Source organism: Collinsella sp. AM09-41 (assembly GCF_003473245.1).
In the GTDB taxonomy this organism is placed as follows: domain Bacteria; phylum Actinomycetota; class Coriobacteriia; order Coriobacteriales; family Coriobacteriaceae; genus Collinsella.
Map to the genome: position 1 here is coordinate 498,201 of NZ_QRMJ01000001.1, position 16,473 is coordinate 514,673.

Sequence of the window (16,473 nt, forward strand, 5' to 3'; positions counted from 1 at the left end):
GGGCGGATACAAAACCCGCCCCGTCGAAACGAAACCGAAACGAAACGCCCAGCAGTAGATTTTTGGGACATCCTAAAAATCTACCGGGATGGAAACTACTTGTGGAGCGCGGCCAGGGCAGGCTCGCCCGGCGCAGGAGCCTCCAGGTCGGAGACCTTCACAATGCCGTTTTCGTCGGAGAAGGCTCGGTAGATGGTCTGAATCGCCAGGTCAAAGTCCTTCTCCTCGACGCCGATGATGATGTTGATCTCATCGCAGCTCTGCGAAATCATGCGCACGCTCACGCCAGCCTGACCGAGCATGCCAAACAGGTGGCCGGAAATACCAGCACGGCCGCGCAGGTTACGGCCGACGGTCGCGATGAGCGCCAAGCCCTCGACAACCTCAATCTCGAGCGGCTCGACCTCCTGCTGAATGTCGCCCACGAGCGAGTACAGCGAATCGTGAACGTCCTGCTCCTGCACCACGGCGCCAAAGCGGTCGACGCCGGTGGGCATGTGCTCGACGGAGACGTCATAGCGCTCGAACACCGAAAGCGCGCGGCGCATAAAGCCGACGCGCGGCTTGGTGCGGTCGCGGGCCACGTTGATGGCGACAAAACCGCGCTTGCCGGTCACGCCGGTAATGATGGGTTCTGCCTCGCCCTCATCAGCCGTCTCGCTAATGATGGTGCCGGGGTCCTGCGGCGCATTGGTGTTCTTGATGACCAGCGGAATACCCGCCTCGCGCACGGGGAACACGGCCTCCTCGTGCAGGACGCTTGCGCCCATGTACGAAAGCTCGCGCAGCTCCTCGTAGGTAACGCGCGCAATGGGCTGAGCCTCGGGAACAATACGCGGATCGGCAGAATAGAAGCCCGAGACGTCGGTCCAGTTCTCGTACAGATCGGCGCCCAGGCACTTGGCCAGAATCGAGCCGGAAATATCGCCGCCGCCACGGTCGAGCAGCTTGATCTGGCCCTCACGCGTCGCGCCGTAGAAACCGGGCATAACAAAGCCGCCCTGCTGGCCGTACTCCTGCACCAGCTCGGAGGTGCGATTCATACTGAGCGTACCATCGTGATGGAACGCCACGACCGTCGCGGCATCCAGGAACGGCAGACCCAGGTACTCGGCCATCAGACGAGCGGTGAAGTACTCGCCACGGCTCACGAGCTCCTCGGTAGAGTAGCCGCCCGAGCGGGCGCGCTCGGCAAAGGCCGCGAACTCCTCGCGGATGGGATAGGTGAGCTCCAGCTCGTCAGCGATATCAAAATAGCGCTGGCCAATGTCCTCGAGCAGTTCCTCGCACGAAACGTGATACTTAACGTGCGCGTTAACCAGGTAGAGCAGGTCGGTCACCTTGGTGTCGCCCTTAAAGCGGCGGCCGCAGGCGGAAACCACCACAAAACGGCGGGCAGGGTCGGCATCGACGATGGCCTTAATCTTCTTGAAGTGTTCGGCGTCGGCGACCGACGAGCCGCCAAACTTGGCAATCTTAATCATGGGCTTGAGGTTACCTTTCTAAAAGCCTCTGCAAACCTGTTTTGCGCGCTCTGATACCATGGTTTCACCGATTGGGACCAAGGCATCCGAGGAGCAGTGTTATATGGGAACTTATCATAGTACACGAGGACGCACTTTATCGTGCTCAAGTAAGGTGGCAATCCGTACCGGCATCGCTCCCGACGGGGGTTTGTTTGTCTCGGACGAGCTCGGCACCCAGCAGGTCGATATCAGCTCGCTTGCAGATAAATCGTACTTTGAAATCGCTCAAGATGTGTTGGGAATGTTACTGAATGATTACACGGCCGAAGAAATTTCGGCGTGTGTCGACGAGGCATATCGCGGCACGTTCGCGAGCGAAGAGGTCACGCCGCTCGTCAAACTCGACGCCGCACCGGGCGCCGACGCCCCGCAAACCTATGTGATGGAGCTCTTTGGCGGCCCCACGAGCGCCTTTAAGGACGTCGCCCTGCAGATGCTCCCCCGCCTGATGGCCCGCACCTCCGCCAAAGACGGCGGCGCCGAGCGCATCATGATCGTCACCGCCACGTCGGGCGACACGGGCAAGGCCGCACTCGCTGGTTTTGCCGATGCTCCGGGCACGGGCATTACCGTCTTTTATCCCGAGGGCAAGGTCAGCCGCGTCCAGAACCTGCAGATGTCCACGCAGGAGGGCGATAACGTCGCCGTCTGCGGCATCCGCGGCAACTTTGACGATGCCCAGAGTGCCGTCAAGCGCATCTTTGCCGATAAGGAGCTTGCCGAGCGTCTTGAGGCCGCCGGCACGGTGCTTTCGAGCGCCAACTCCATCAACGTCGGCCGTCTGGTGCCGCAGGTCGTCTACTACTTTGCCGCCTATGCGCAGCTGCTGCGCGCCGGCGCTATCGAGGCTGGCGACGCCGTAGAGTTCTGTGTGCCCACCGGCAACTTTGGCGATATCTTGGCCGGCTACTACGCCAAGCGCATGGGCCTGCCCGTCGCCAAGCTCATCGTCGCGAGCGACAAGAACAACGTGCTTGCCGACTTCCTGACCACCGGCGTCTACGACCGTAACCGCCCGTTCTTCACGACCATCTCGCCGTCGATGGACATCCTCATCAGCTCTAACCTGGAGCGCATGCTGTACTTCCTGTCCGATGGCGACTGCGAACTCGTTGCCGGCCTTATGGAGCAGTTGGCACAGACCGGTCGCTACGAGGTACCCGCCGAGCTGCTGGCCAAGATTCAGAGCGTCTTTGGCTGCGGCTGGGCCAGCGAGGACGAGGTCCGCGCTGCCATCAAGAGTTGCTGGGACGCCAACGGCTACGTGATCGACCCGCACACCGCTTGCGGCTATCACGTCTTTGAAAAGGTCGCTCCCGCCGAGGGCGCCAAGGCTCGCGTGCTGCTTTCGACCGCCAGCCCCTACAAGTTCCCGCGCGCCTGCTGCGACGCCCTGGGCCTCGACGTTCCCGAGGATGATTTTGAGGCTATGCGTGTACTCGAGCAGGCCACCAACACGGTCGCCCCGGTCCAACTCGCCGAGCTTGAGTCCAAGCCTGTCCGCTTCGAAGACGTCTGCGACGTAGCCGACATGGCCAACTACGTAGAGCAGGCTGCAAAAAAGATGGCTACCAACTAAACCCCATATAAGGCGCCGGCGAAAGCCGGCGCACTTTCTTTTAATTTGGCTCCCCAGCGCGGTGAGGAGACGGCGTAGGTCGGTTTCACGCTTGCTCCGTCGCGAGTTCCGCACGAGCCGAAGGCCACTAAATGTGGCCTTCGTGCGAGCAGGACTGTCCGAGCAGCGGAGCAAGCGTGAAACCGACCCCCAGGAGGACCAACAACAATGATCAAGATCACCGTCCCCGCCACCAGCGCAAACCTAGGCATTGGCTACGACACCCTCGGCATGGCCGTCAGCCTCTACTCGCACTTCACCTTCGAGCGCGCCGACAAGCTCACCATCACGGGCTGCCCCAAGGAGTTCCAAAACGAGAATAACCTGGTCTATGTGAGCTTTGTCGATGCGCTGGCCGCATGGGGCGAGCCGGCCTTCCCCGTTGCCATCGACATCCAGACCGACGTGCCCGTCGCCCGCGGCCTGGGCTCCAGCTCCACCTGCGTCGTCGCCGGCATCATGGCAGCCGCCGCACTGACGGGCCACACCGTCGACCGTGCCGAGCTTGTTCGCATTGCCACCGAAGTCGAGGGGCATCCTGATAACGTCGCTCCCGCCATCCTTGGCGGCGCCGTCTGCTCCTTTACGCCGACCGATTCGCTCCCCCAATGTCTGCGCTACGAGGTGAGCGATCGCTTGCGTTTTATTACCGTGATTCCGCCCTACGAGGTACATACGAGCGAGGCGCGCAAGGTCGTGCCGCAGGAGATTCCACTCTCCACTGCCGTATGGCAAATGGGCCGCATCGCCGGCATGACGCGCGGCCTGGAGACCAGCGACCTTGACCTGATTGCCGCCGCTAATGACGACCGCATTCAGGAGCCCTATCGTCGCCGCCTGATTCCCGACTACAACGCCGTGCGCGACACCTGCCTTAACGGCGGCGCTAAAACCATCTGGATTAGCGGCTCGGGCTCGACCCTCATGGCTGTGACCGACGACACCATCGTGGCAAAGTTCCTGCAGGTCAAGCTGCGCGAGCAGTTCCCCAAGTGCGACACGCATATCCTCACGTGCGACACGGAAGGCGCTCAAATCGAGTACCTGTAGACATCCTCCTCATATACCTGTCCGGGACGGTCGGGATATTCCCTCAAAATCGTCCTCGCGCATGAAGGCCCCTTGTCCTGCTCCTACGGAGCGACGGACAAGGGGCCTTCGCGCTGCGGAATGATTTTGAGGGAATATCCCGACCGTCCCTGCGCCTACCTTGCTGAGGATGTCTACAGGGACCCACGCTTTGAAGGGGCGCCAGGCTGATAGTTGATTTTTATTGGCAGGGGCTCTTGCTGGTAAGGGGCACTCACTAGAGGCAGGCCTCGGCAATGCGGCGCTTAAGCTCGTCGATGCCGGTGCCGGTCTGGGAGCTCGTGATGATCACATTCTCGGCAGGGACGTTGAGCTGCTTTTTGATGGCTGCTGCCTGGCGGGCCTGTTGGGTGCGGCTGAGCTTGTCGGCCTTGGTGAGGCAGACGATAAAGTTGAACTCGTTGCCCTGCAGGTAGTCAATCATGTCGTGATCGAGCTTGCTGGGGTCGTGGCGGATATCCACCAGAGAGACGACCAAGTTAAAGCTGCGCTCGGAGTCAAAGAAATCGCCAATGAGCTCGGCCCAGCGGTCGCGCTCGGCCTTGGAACGACGGGCGAAACCGTAGCCCGGCAGGTCCACAAAATGCACGTCGTCGGCCTCAAAAAAGTTGATGTTGCTCGTCTTGCCCGGCGTGCTCGAAACCTTGACCAGGTTCTTGCGGCCAAAGAGTTTGTTCATGATGGAGGACTTGCCCACGTTGGAGCGGCCGACGAAGCTCACCTCGGGACAGGTTGACTCGGGAATCTGCGAAACCTTGCCGTAGCTGGCGACGAACTTGGCAAGCTGGTAGTTAATTGAATCGGCCATGGACACTCCTTGGTCGTAGGTTCTTACAAAACGGGCGTGCTATTGCGCGGCGGCGATACGACGAACGATGTCAAGCGTGATGCCGCTCGCGGTGCGAGCGTACTCGTCCAGATCGAACTCGCGCTCGCAAAACGCGTCATATGCCTCGTCACAATTATCGCTGATAGCGCGCAGTACCAGGCAATCGACACCATTCTTGGCCGCGATGTGCGCAATTGCCGCGCCCTCCATCTCGACGCAATCGGCATGCGTGGCCTCAATCGCAGCGTTACGCATGGCGTCACCCGTAACAAAGCGATCACCCGTGGCGATAGTGCCACACAGGAACTGCTTGGGGTCCTTCTCCGCAGAAGTCTCATCCGCCGAGGCATCCACAAATCCATGCTCGGCAAGCACGGCGGCGGCAACATCAGCCAACGCCGGTGTCGAGACAAACTCCTCGAGCCCCGGCGCGGACTCGGCGATGAGTGCCGTATCGGTATCCAGATAGCGCAGGCACTTGCCTATAACCACGTCGTTAATATGGAGTTTAGGGTTTAGGCCGCCCGCAATGCCCGAAAACACAACGGCCTGCGGGGCGTATTTGCTGATGAGATGCTGCGTTGCGGCAGCGGCGTTCACGGTCCCCATGCCTGCCGTCGTGGCGACTACTGTCAGACCCGAAAGCCCACCGTTCACAACGGTCAAGCCCGCCTCCTGCGACTCATGCGTGCCACTCAGCTCTTCCTTAATCTGCGCAACCTCTTTTTCGAGTGCGCCTATGATCGCGATGGTTGCCATGCCATCCCCCAAATCCGTGCAAATTGCTTATCCACGGTATGGTACCAGCATTTTGGCTCAACCGTGTCAGCACCAAGCCGTTAGGCCAGTACAGCTCGGGTATCATAAAGGGGCAAAAATGGCTTGTTAGCCGATGGCCGACCTGAGCTCCGCACGGCGCTTTTTCATACCGGCCATAACGGCATTGCGCAGCTCGGGCATGCGCGCGGTATCCATCTGAGGTACGCCCTCAAGCTTATAGGGAATGCCCAGTTGCTCGTACTTGACGACACCCATCGTGTGATACGGCAGCATCTCCAAACCCACCACGTTGTGCCATGGAGCGATCAGGCGACCGAGTGCCTCGCACTCCTCCACCGTGTCGGTAATGCCCGGCACTACCACGTGACGGATAACGACCTTAATCTTGCGACGCGCCAGCTCATCGCCAAACGCCAGAATGCGTGCGGGATCGCAGCCGGTCAGCTTTTTATGCTCAGCCGGATCGGCATGTTTGATGTCGAGCAGCACCATGTCGGTCTCGCTGAGAACGGCATCGAACTTCTCGGGGTGGTTGGGGTCAAACGCATATCCGCAGCTGTCAAGGCAGGTATGCACGCGACCATCTGAATTGTTGTGCATTGCACGGAACAGACCGGCCAAAAACTCGGGCTGGAGGAGCGGCTCGCCACCCGAAACCGTAATTCCGCCGCTGCGATAGAACTCATGGTTACTCTGGAACTCATCCATGAGGTGCTCGACGGTCACCATCGTGCCACCGTTAACAGACCAGGTATCGGGATTGTGGCAATACGCGCAGCGCATGGGGCAGCCCTGAACAAACACCACAAAGCGGATGCCGGGACCGTCGACCGTACCCATCGTCTCAATCGAATGCACGCGGCCCAGGGCAAACGCAGAGTCCTCGGGACGAGCGTCCACACCCTCGAGCGTCATCTCAGCCATTCCCGCTACCTTGCCTCTCATTGGTTTTAGTTACATAAATGTCAGAGCCATTCTAGCCCATACGCATGATGGCAAAACGGTTTAGGGGTCAATTAGGTCGTCCTATTTTACTTCACGCAAAAGCGGCGGGAAGGTTGTCACAACCCGCCCGTCGCCGAGGCAATAGAAATCGATAGACGCCAGGCCTTACGCCTTAAGCGTGAGCACCGCACCGAAGGCGGTCGGGCCGCAATGGCTCGAGATGACACCGCCAACCTGAGTCCAGGTAATATCCTTAAAGCCCAGGTCATGCGCATAGACCTCCATGTCGTCGCGCAGCTCCTGGGAAAGGCCCACCGAATACGCCAGGCCAATGTGCGAGTAGTCGATCTCGCCCTTGGCAACCATGTGGTCAATAAAGGCGCGGGCGCACTTGAGCATAGAGCCGCGGAACTTCTTAGTCGCCACGAACTTGCCGCCCGTCACCTCAATGCAGGGCTTAATCTTGAGCAGATGGGCGCCTAGGAACGCGACGTTGGACAAGCGACCGCCCGCCTTAAGGAAGGCAAGGTCCGTAGGAACAAAGCCCAACAGCACGCGGTCCATGACGGAGTTCGTAAATGCAAAGATCTCGTCGACGGTGGCATCGGGGTGAGCCTCGATGTATTTGGCGGTCTCGACGACAACGAGCGACTGGCCCACCGAGACAAAGCGCGTGTCCATGGAGAACACGTAGTCGCGCCCCTGGGCCGCAATCTTTGAGGACTGATGCGAGCAGGTCGTGGCCTCGGAATACGCGAGATGCAGAATAGTCGCGTCGGGCTGCTCGGCGTGAATGCGGTCGTACACACGGGAGAAATCTGCCGGTGCGCAGCCACTGGTCTTGGGCATCACGCCAAACTCGTTGCAGCGCGAATAAATCTCGAGCGGATCGATCGAGCCGTCCTCGACGGTCTCGTCACCAATCGTGACATGCATGGGCACGCGCACGATGCCGTAGCGTTCGCAGAGCTCTGGCGTCACATCCGAACCAGATTCAACCACGATTACGTACTTGCCCATTCTTATCACGACCCATCTCGACATTGGTTTTTCAATACATGGCACGCGCCGCCGCACTGTTGCACAACGGCGTCCAAGCGCCAAAGAGACGCCGTCCCTTGCACATAACAAAGGACAGCGTCTCCCTGGAAAACTCCGTGCTTGGCTGAGATTTTACACGGTTTATAAATGAGTGTTACTTATCCCGCAAACGGTAGCTATACGCGATAAACGGTAGTTCGCTGCGGCAACTGCAACACATTCCGCCCAGCAAGTCCAATCGTGCCTCACGCATGGTTAATGCGCGAGGCGGTAGAAATCCATCGACGCCGCACTCTCGGCATGCAACCCCATCGCCGGAACCGCCGGCGAATAGGTACGGCTCGTAAGTGCCGCCTCGCCGCCATTTGCAAAAATCTCGACCATCGTAGTGTCCGAAAGCACGCGCAGGTCGCGAAGCTCGCTGAGCTCGATCGACCTCTGGTCGCGCCCATAGCCTTCGTCACCCATGTCGAGGGCAAGCATCCCGTCTGCATAGCGCACAAAGACACCCTTGCGGATTTCGAGCTCGACCATCTTGGCGCCCTCACAGGAAACCACAACATCAAACAGGCGGCCCGGCTCCTCAACGGTTTCACCGCCTGTCGCGCGAACGCAGTCGCCGCGCATCCTCTCAATCTCGTGCGCCGGCTGCTGGCAGAGCTTACCATCGCGCATGCTCAGCTCTCGCGGCACCGTCAACGCGCACTGCCACCCGCGCGCCACCGTCGGGTTTTCTGCCGTCGCGTCGGGGCAACCCGACCATCCGATCATCAAACGCCGGCCTGCAGCATCCTCAAAGGACTGCGGAGCATAGAAATCAAAACCGGCATCGACCATCGGGGGCATGCCCTGCCCGACGATTTTAAAGCTCGGCGCCTCCCAATCGGCCTCGATGGAGAACCACACGCACTGATGCGGATTGCGGTAACGCCATCCATCGGCAGGCACACCCTGCGGACAGCAAACGAGAATAAGCTCACCATCGAGCTCGAACAGATCGGGGCACTCCCACATAAAGCCAAACTTCTCGCCCAGCTCAATACGCGTCGCATAGTTCCAGTCCTCTAGATCGCGCGAGGTATAGACAAGCACGCAGCCGCGATCGTCTTTCGTACGAGCGCCCAGAACCATGTAGTAGATACCGTCGTGCTCAAGGATCTTGGGGTCGCGCACGTGCGTACCGATATCGTCGGGGTAATCGACCGGTCCAACAGCTATGCACTTCTCGCCCAATTCGTCGGGATTCTCGGCAACCATATGAATCTGGTTTTGCTCACGACCCGTCAACACGTAGTCGTAATCATCGCGGTCAAAATGCTTGACGTTGCCGGTATAGAAGTAGTGAATCTTGCCATCGCGTACAAAGGCAGAACCAGAATACGCTCCGTTCGAATCCAAATCGGAATCGGGGAACAGCACGGAGCCATGATTCTCGTACGTCACAAAATCCTTTGTCGTCAGATGGTTCCAAAGCACTGGACCGCCATGCGCAGCATCGAACGGATCGTATTGATGATAGATGTGATACGTATCACCAATCTGAACCAAACCGTTGGGGTCGTTGAGCCAGCCAAGCTCAGGCTCCACATGGAACAGGAGCCTATCGGGGTCGGACGCGATGCGACCAGCCGTCTCATCCTGTCCGGCACGCCACTGCTCATAGTCCGCGCGTGTCACCTTATTTTTTTGATTAAACATCGCCATTGACTTTCTCGTCTATAGGGAAGGACGCTCGACTCGCACGAGCCGAGCGCCCTTCCTCAAATGGACTTATCCGCACATTACGCTGAACGGCTCAACTAGAAGCTGACATCGAAGCCAGCACCAGCGCCCTCTTCATCGGTGGTCGGAACGCCCTTTGCCTTGTTGTAGGCAAAGATCAAGACGATCGGCACGATAAAGGCGATGAGATTACCAGCCACATACCACACGAGAGTCTCGGGCGTAACGATGAGCAGGCCAAGCACACCGGTCAGACCCTGACCGATGGCGCGCACCTCAAAGAACTTCACGAAGGCACCGCCGCAGCCTGCACCGATGCATGCGCAGATGAACGGAATGATCGAATAGCGCATGTTTGCAGCGAAGATAGCGGGCTCGGAGATACCGACCAGCGTCGGAATAAAGGACGACATGCAGATGTTGCGCTCTTTGGAGTGCTTCTTGTGAATGAGGTACATGCCGATGGCGCCGCCGCCCTGGGCGATGATGGAGACCGACCAGATGGCCTGGATGTAGTTGAAGCCAGTCGTGGCAACGAGGTTTGCCTCGATACCCTGGATGAACTGATGCGTACCGGTAACGACGAGCGGCTGCAGGAACGCGGCGAAGACAAAGGCACCAAAGACGCCCATCCTGTTGTACAGGACATCGATTACGCCAGCGAGGACGTCGCCGATCAGGTTGCCGAGCGGGCCGAACACGGTGAACAGGGCAACGTTAGCAAGAATCAGGGTAACGGTCGGGACAAAGACAAACGAGACGACCTCGGGGATGTACTTCTGGGCAATCTTTTCGACCTTGGCCATAAACCAGGCAGTCAGGATTGCAGGGAACACGCCGCCCTGGAAAGCAACCATGGGGATGGAGAGCGGACCGAAGTTCCAGTACTCAGCACCCGTCGGGTCCATAACGAACGTGTTACGGTTCATAAGGCTCGGGTGAACCATGACGATACCGACGAGGATGCCCAGGATCGGGTTACCGCCAAAACGCTTGACCGCGCTGTACATAACCAGGACAGGCAGGTAGTCGAACGTGGTGGCGATAATGGCAAAGAAGCTTGCGAGGTTCTTGAGGAACTCGCTGTGATCGGCGAGGCTGCCCTCCATGCCAAAGAGGCCGTTGGCAACGATCAACGACTTAAGGCCGATGATGATAGCAGCGCCGACGAAGGCGGGAATGATGGGGATAAAGATGTCCGAGAATACCTTGAGGACCGAGAAGAACTTGCCCTTCTTGTCCGCCTCGGCGCCCTTGACCTCGGAAGCGCTAATCTCCTTAACGCCCGTCAGAGCCATAAACTCATCGTAAACCTTGTTGACGGTACCGGTACCGAAGATGATCATGAGCTGGCCGCTGTTGTACAGCACGCCCTTGACGCCATCGATGTTCTCGAGCTCGGCCTTGTTGTATTTGCTCGTATCCTTGAGCACCAGACGCAGACGGGTCACGCAATGCGTGGCGCCCTCGATGTTCTCCAGTCCGCCGACGTTGTCGACGACTTGCTGGGACACTGCCTTGTAGTCCATGTTCCTCTCCATTCCTTTTCTAAATCATAAAACGATTCGTTGCCGCTACAGAGACGCGATCGTTGCGTTTGCGCACTTGAGCGCACCGTCGGTGACGGTAAGCGCCACACCCTGGCCCTGCTTGTTGCAGAAGCGAGCGTTGAGCGCAACGTCATCGACAAAGATGGTCGCGATGTCGTCGTCGACGACCAGACGCACATGGTGAGTGCCCTCGCCCTTAAAGAACAACGGACGCTCGAGGCCCATGTTGTTGACCTGGAACCACGGGTACTGGGGAGCCGGCGTGAACTCGAGCTTGCCCTCGCGCAGGTTGGCGCGGAACTCATAGGCAAGACCGGTCTCGGCGTCCTCGGCGAACTTGACCGAGAAGCCGGCAGCGTTACCGCCGAGCTCAATGTCGGCATCGAGCATATAGGTGGAGCCGGCATCCGCGGCGAGCACCTGCTCGACCTTGCCCGACTCGCAGGAAAGCTCAAAGGTCTCGACTGCCTTAGCCTCGCCAAAGGCGCCAAGCATGCTGTCGGGGAGCTTGGTGCCGAGCGTTCCGTCGGCACGCTGAACGATCTCGAGGGGCATAAAGGTGCCACCCCATAGGTAAGAGCTGGGGTCGCCGCCCTCGTCACGCGTAGGAACCCAACCAAAGAGAACGCGACGCTCGCCATCGAATGCGGTGCGAGCGGCGTAGTACGCGCGGCCGTCGAAGGAGTCGTCAGCGGGGGTAATCCAAGGACCGTTGATGGACTTGGACATGCGGTAACGGGTCTTGTTGCCGTCGCTGTACTCGGAAAAGACGAGGTACCACCAGTCGCCCATCTTAAAGAGATCAGGCATCTCAAACATGGTGTACAGGCCCGGATTCCACCAGTCGCCCTGGAACTCCCAGTTGGTCAGATCCTTGGAGGTGAACTTGACCAGGCGGCCGGTCATCAGACGCTTGTCCTCGCCCACACGCGTGCCGAGGATGAGCATGTACTCTTCGTTCTCCTCATCCCAAAGCACAAAGGGATCGCGCCAGTTGCGGTCATCGTAACCCTCCTGGGGCGGAAGCAGCGTCTCGGCGATGTTCTTCTCCCACTTGACGGCGTCGTCGCTCGTTGCGTGAAGAAGAACCTGCTTCATCAAACGTGCGCGGACCTTATCGCGATTGCAACCAGTGTAGAGCGCATGGTACTTGTCGCCCACCTTAAACACCGTGCCGGCATAAATGTACTGGTCGACTTCCTCGTCGCCGCCGCGCTCAAGGCTCTCGCCAAAGTCCTTGTAGTTGACGAAATCCTTGGTCGTAGCGAGTGCCCAGCCAAACGGCTCTCCGAAAGGTTCGGGGTTACGCGTGTCACGCTGATGATAGAGATAGAACGTGCCGTCCTCGCCGTACGGCATGATGTCGCCTACCCAAATTCCCCCAGGCTGGTAATACACCTTGTGCATCCGAGACTTCCTTTCCCACAAGATACTAACTCGGTACAACTGCAAGATATGTCAATCGTTTTCATATGTCAAACGTTTTCACACTAATACGTCTTTTCGCAGTTCCAGTCGTCGGCAAACGGTTGACATATGGCGGCGAACGGTCATCAGAGGCGTTTGAGGAATTCTTTTGGCACGGGATGAACTACGCGGTTTTGCCCTCAATGAGTTCAACGGGGAGCTTGGTATTCGATTCGGGCTTTTCACCGTTAACAAGAGCGATGATGGATTGCGCCGCGAGCTCTCCGATGCGATCGATATCTTGACGAACGGTTGTTAAGTCAGGCATAAACGTCATAGTGCGGCGGGCGCCATCCGCGCCCACGACCTTAATGTCGTCTGGAGCGCTCAAGCCGCGCTGCTTCATCACGTTGAGACAGATGGCCGCCATCGTATCGTCTCCCGCAAAGATGCCGTCAATATCGGGGTTCTCATCGAGGATCTTCGCAACGACCGCGCCCTTTTCGTCGTCGGGCTTAACGAACTCAACCTCACGGACAAGCGCGGACAAGCCGGCTTGCTCAGCAACATCGAGGTAGGCATCGGTACGCTTATTGGCAGGCATGCGCATGCGGCTATTGCTGCGCAGGCACAGGATACGCCTGCAGCCGTCATCAATCAGACGGCGCGTGGCGAGCTCGCCAATGCCATAGCTGTCACTTGCAATCTGGACAGAGCCCTCGCCAAGATCGCAGTCGATGCCAACCAGGCTCAAGCCCATCTCGGCATATGCCTCGGCACCGATATTGAGGGAGTTGACGATGACGCCGTCGACCATATTGCGGCGGAGCATGTCGATATAGGAACGCTCAAGATCGGGTCGATTGGCGCTGTTGCACAGCAACATCTTAAAGCCATTTTCCGCCAACGTGCGCTCGACCGCCTGCACAACCTGAGCATGGAACGGGCTGCTCACAAAGGGAACGATCATACCGATAAGATTAAGGCGACCGTTGAGCATGGCACGGGCGATATCGTTGGGCGTATAGTTGATGCGCTCCATCGCGGCATGGACCTTATCGCGGGTCTCTTGGCTAATATAGCCGCGATTATTCAGCACGCGAGATACCGTAGTAGGCGAAACCCCCGCCACCGCTGCAACTTCCTTGATGCCAGGCTTAGCAGAATCCTTAGAACGAGCGCCCTCGCGAGCCATAGCACCCTCCCCCATCAACATGTCATACGTTTACATACGAACACAGCATACCCCAACAACAGCGGGAAGACGGTAACAGCACAAGTAAGTAAACGACTCATCCAAATAATTAGGAGAGTTCCGCCTAAAGGGTGACTACACAGGACCCCCGCCGGGCCGCTTTGGGTTACTTTCCAAAACATTTCCGCAGGACGCAAAGGGCTCCGCCGCGCGAAGCGCGCAGCGGAGCCCTTTGCATGTCCGAGGACGTTTTGGAAAGTAACCCAAAGCGGCCCGGCGATCCTGCGGGAGTTAAACCCCTTTAGAACTTGTCGTGGAAGGTACGCGAAATGACCTCGTCCTGCTGCTCCTTGGTGAGCGTGTGGAAGTTCACGGCGTAGCCGGAAACGCGAATGGTCAGCTGCGGGTACTTCTCGGGGTGAGCCTGAGCGTCGAGCAGCGTCTCACGGTTGAAGACGTTGATGTTCAGGTGGTGGCCACCCTTCTCGGCGTAAGCGTCGAGCATGTGGACCAGGTTATCGGCCTGAGTCTCGGAAACTTCAGAAACCTTCATAATGTGTCTCCTTCGATCGATAGGCGCCGGCCGAAACCGGCGCACTAATCAGTAATCGTTATTGTTAGTATAGCACTAACAATAGTTACTCGCCCAGCTGATCAAGGTCGATATCGCCAAAGAACACCTGGTCCTCCTTGCCGAGCGCACCCGGGATGATGGAGAAGGTGTTGGAGATGCCGTCCTGAGCATCGCGGAACGGGAGCTTGGAAACCGAAGACAGCGAAGCGATGGCGCCGTGGCTATCGCGCTTGTGCATGGGGTTAGCACCCGGGGCGAAGGGCTGGCCAGCCTTGCGGCCATCAGGCGTAGAACCGGTCTTCTTGCCGTACACGACGTTGGAGGTGATGGTCAGAACCGAGGTCGTGGGCACGGAGTTGCGGTAGGTGTCGTTCATGCGGATGTACTCCATGAACTGGTGCACAACGTCGTGAGCGATCTGGTCGACGCGGTCGTCGTCGTTACCGTACTTGGGGAACTCGCCCTCGGTCTCGAAGTCGACAATGATGCCGTTCTCGTCGCGGACGGGGTGGACCTTGGCGTACTTGATGGCGGACAGGGAGTCAGCCACGACGGAAAGGCCAGCAATGCCCGTAGCGAACCAGCGGTGCACGTGCTTGTCGTGCAGAGCCATCTGGATGCGCTCGTAGCAATACTTGTCGTGCATGTAGTGGATGATGTTCAGCGAGTTGACGTACACGCCAGCGAGCCACTTCATCATGTCGTTGTACTTGGCCACAACGTCGTCGTAATCGAGCGTATCGCCCTCGACGGCGCGATACTTGGGGCCGACCTGCTTCTTGGAGACCTCGTCAACACCGCCGTTGAGTGCGTACAGCAGGCACTTGGCCAGGTTGGCGCGGGCGCCGAAGAACTGCATCTCCTTGCCGATGCGCATGGAGGACACGCAGCAGGCAATGCCGTAGTCGTCGCCGTGGTAGACGCGCATGAGGTCGTCGTTCTCGTACTGAATCGAGGAGCTGGCGACAGAAGTCTTGGCGCAGAACTTCTTGAAGTTCTCGGGCAGACGGGTCGACCACAGAACGGTCATGTTGGGCTCGGGGCTGGTGCCCATGTTCTCGAGCGTGTGCAGGTAACGGTAGCTCATCTTGGTAACGAGCGTACGGCCGTCAACACCCATGCCGCCGATGGACTCGGTGACCCACTGCGGATCGCCGGTGAACAGGGCCTGGTACTCGGGGGTACGGGCAAACTTGACCATGCGGAGCTTCATGATGAAGTGATCCACGAACTCCTGGATCTGCTCCTCGGTGAAGGTACCGTTGGCAAGGTCGCGCTCAGCGTAGATGTCGATGAACGTGGAGGTGCGGCCGATGGACATAGCGGCGCCGTTCTGCTCCTTAACGGCAGCGAGGTAGGCGAAGTACATCCACTGGATGGCCTCCTGCGTGTTGGTAGCAGGGTTGGAAATGTCGAAACCATAGGTCTCGGCCATCATCTTGAGCTCGCCGAGGGCGCGAATCTGCTCCTGCAGCTCCTCACGATCGCGGATGTTGTCGGCGGTCATGACCGTCGGGGTGGAAGCCTTCTGGGCCTCCTTGTCCTTGATCAGGTAGTCGACACCGTACAGGGCGACACGACGGTAGTCGCCGATGATGCGGCCGCGGCCATAGCCATCGGGCAGACCGGTGATGATGTGAGCCGAGCGGCAAGCACGCATCTCGGGGGTGTAAACATCGAAGACGCCGGCGTTGTGGGTCTTGCGCTCGAAGGTGTAGCGCTCGACAACGTTCTCGTCGACCTTGTAGCCGTGCTGGCTGGCAGCCTGGCAAGCGATGCGGATGCCGCCGTTGACGTGCAGCGCGCGCTTGAGCGGCTTGTCGGTCTGGAGGCCAACGATGGTCTCCTTCTCGCGGTGGGCGTTATCGATGTAGCCAGCGGGGTGGCTCACGATGCCCGTGACGGTCTTGGTGTCCATATCGAGGACGCCGCCCTGCTCACGCTCCTTGAGCAGCAGGTCGAGAACTTCGCCCCACAGCTCCTTGGTACGCTCGGTCGGACCGGCGAGGAACGACTCGTCGCCCTCGTAGGGGGTGTAGTTCTTCTGGATGAAGTCTCGGACGTCAACCTCTCCCGTCCAGATGCCTTCCTTGAAGCCTTCCCATGCCTCCTGCATTGTGTAACCACGCTCCTAGTTACGTGTAATGCGGCGCTCTCTCACACCGCTGCTTATTGAATTCTTGAATTTTCGGCTTGC

The 16,473-nt window shown here is 58.8% G+C and carries 13 protein-coding genes; 2 read left to right on the forward strand and 11 right to left on the reverse strand.

Going from position 1 to position 16,473, the window contains the following annotated elements:
• Positions 1-95 precede the first annotated feature (95 nt).
• Positions 96-1,484, reverse strand: a complete 1,389-nt coding sequence (locus DW112_RS02220) for an aspartate kinase (protein WP_118328243.1) — start codon at positions 1,482-1,484, stop codon at positions 96-98.
• Between the two features lie 103 nt (positions 1,485-1,587).
• On the opposite strand from DW112_RS02220, the gene thrC reads away from it, so the two are divergent.
• Positions 1,588-3,105 carry a threonine synthase gene (gene thrC / locus DW112_RS02225; RefSeq protein WP_118328244.1) on the forward strand — a complete coding sequence of 506 codons (1,518 nt, stop codon included), beginning with the start codon at positions 1,588-1,590 and terminating at the stop codon, positions 3,103-3,105.
• Positions 3,106-3,312: 207 nt separating this feature from the next.
• Complete coding sequence (gene thrB, locus DW112_RS02230; RefSeq protein ID WP_118328245.1) at positions 3,313-4,194, forward strand: homoserine kinase; 882 nt, start codon at positions 3,313-3,315, stop codon at positions 4,192-4,194.
• A gap of 256 nt (positions 4,195-4,450) precedes the next feature.
• On the opposite strand, the gene yihA is transcribed toward thrB, so the two are convergent.
• The 10 genes from yihA to pflB form a co-directional block, all read right to left on the reverse strand.
• Positions 4,451-5,041 (reverse strand): ribosome biogenesis GTP-binding protein YihA/YsxC, encoded by a 591-nt coding sequence (gene yihA / locus DW112_RS02235; RefSeq protein WP_055252447.1) that lies wholly within the window; start codon positions 5,039-5,041, stop codon positions 4,451-4,453.
• 39 nt (positions 5,042-5,080) lie between these two features.
• Positions 5,081-5,821 (reverse strand): 5'-methylthioadenosine/S-adenosylhomocysteine nucleosidase, encoded by a 741-nt coding sequence (mtnN, locus tag DW112_RS02240; protein WP_117766538.1) that lies wholly within the window; start codon positions 5,819-5,821, stop codon positions 5,081-5,083.
• Positions 5,822-5,947: 126 nt separating this feature from the next.
• On the reverse strand, positions 5,948-6,766 hold the full coding sequence (gene pflA / locus DW112_RS02245) for a pyruvate formate-lyase-activating protein (protein ID WP_118328246.1): 819 nt from the start codon (positions 6,764-6,766) through the stop codon (positions 5,948-5,950).
• 186 nt (positions 6,767-6,952) lie between these two features.
• On the reverse strand, positions 6,953-7,807 hold the full coding sequence (locus DW112_RS02250) for a DegV family protein (protein ID WP_233503811.1): 855 nt from the start codon (positions 7,805-7,807) through the stop codon (positions 6,953-6,955).
• A gap of 276 nt (positions 7,808-8,083) precedes the next feature.
• Positions 8,084-9,526, reverse strand: coding sequence for a glycoside hydrolase family 32 protein (locus tag DW112_RS02255; protein WP_158571722.1), 1,443 nt, complete (start codon positions 9,524-9,526; stop codon positions 8,084-8,086).
• Positions 9,527-9,627: 101 nt separating this feature from the next.
• Complete coding sequence (locus DW112_RS02260; RefSeq protein ID WP_118328248.1) at positions 9,628-11,079, reverse strand: PTS transporter subunit EIIC; 1,452 nt, start codon at positions 11,077-11,079, stop codon at positions 9,628-9,630.
• Positions 11,080-11,124: 45 nt separating this feature from the next.
• Positions 11,125-12,507 carry a family 43 glycosylhydrolase gene (locus tag DW112_RS02265; protein WP_118328249.1) on the reverse strand — a complete coding sequence of 461 codons (1,383 nt, stop codon included), beginning with the start codon at positions 12,505-12,507 and terminating at the stop codon, positions 11,125-11,127.
• 184 nt (positions 12,508-12,691) lie between these two features.
• Positions 12,692-13,702: a LacI family DNA-binding transcriptional regulator gene (locus tag DW112_RS02270; protein WP_233545841.1), complete on the reverse strand. Its 1,011-nt coding sequence runs from the start codon at positions 13,700-13,702 to the stop codon at positions 12,692-12,694.
• A 301-nt stretch (positions 13,703-14,003) separates the two neighbouring features.
• Positions 14,004-14,255 carry an autonomous glycyl radical cofactor GrcA3 gene (gene grcA3 / locus DW112_RS02275; protein ID WP_117583521.1) on the reverse strand — a complete coding sequence of 84 codons (252 nt, stop codon included), beginning with the start codon at positions 14,253-14,255 and terminating at the stop codon, positions 14,004-14,006.
• An 85-nt stretch (positions 14,256-14,340) separates the two neighbouring features.
• Entirely contained in the window at positions 14,341-16,392 is a 2,052-nt protein-coding gene (gene pflB, locus DW112_RS02280; RefSeq protein WP_117629918.1) for a formate C-acetyltransferase, read from the reverse strand.
• Between the last annotated feature and the right edge of the window lie 81 nt (positions 16,393-16,473).